Raw genomic sequence first — 958 nt, forward strand, 5'->3', positions numbered from 1 at the left:
TCGAGCGCAGCCTGGAGATGGTGATCGGATTGCTGGGGATACTGAAGGCCGGTGGCGCCTATGTGCCATTGGATCCGAACTATCCGGCCGAACGGCTGCAGCACATGCTGGAGGATGCGGCGCCGCGCGTGGTGCTGACGCAGGAGGGGTTGCGCGCCATGCTGCCGGCCACCTCAGCGGAGGTGATTGCGCTGGATGGCGATTGGTTGCGGACCGAGCGATTGGGTTCGGAGAATCTGCCGGCGCAGGCAGGCGGCGGCGAGCAACTGGCGTATGTGATCTACACCTCTGGCTCGACTGGCAAGCCGAAGGGCGTGATGATCGAGCACCGCAACGTCACGCGGTTGTTTGCTGCTACCACGCATTGGTTCAACTTCGGTCCACAGGATACGTGGACGCTGTTTCACTCATTCGCATTCGATTTTTCAGTATGGGAGCTGTGGGGAGGACTGCTCTACGGAGGGCGTGTAATCGTAGTGCCGTACCTCACGGCACGCTCACCGGGTGAGTTCTACCGGTTGGTGTGCAAACAAAAAGTGACTATTTTGAATCAGACGCCGAGCGCATTCTTGCAACTGCTCGATGCCGAGCAGCGCAAGCCTCGCCAGCATTCACTGCGGGTCGTGATCTTTGGCGGCGAAGCGCTGGAGTTGCGTACGTTGCGACCATGGATAGAGCGCAATGATGTAGAGCGGCCTAGGCTAGTTAACATGTATGGGATCACTGAAACAACAGTGCATGTCAGCTACCGCTCGTTGAGCAAGGAAGAAATACATCATGATTCGAGCAGCCCCGTAGGCGTACCGATTCCCGATCTGCGCGTGTACATCCTGGACCGTCATCTGCAGCCGGTTCCGATTGGAGTGTCTGGGGAGCTGTACATTGGCGGAGCCGGCGTAGCGCGCGGGTATCTGAACCGGGCGTCGCTGACGGCGGAGCGATTCGTGCGCGATCCGTT

Annotated in this window: 1 protein-coding gene; it reads left to right on the forward strand. The window is 59.3% G+C overall.

Features of this window, described 5'->3' with window-relative positions:
• Positions 1–958: amino acid adenylation domain-containing protein (locus JM946_RS29870; protein WP_203171117.1), on the forward strand; the 958-nt coding region annotated here is incomplete at both ends.

The organism is Steroidobacter gossypii (assembly GCF_016801985.1).
GTDB lineage: Bacteria > Pseudomonadota > Gammaproteobacteria > Steroidobacterales > Steroidobacteraceae > Steroidobacter > Steroidobacter gossypii.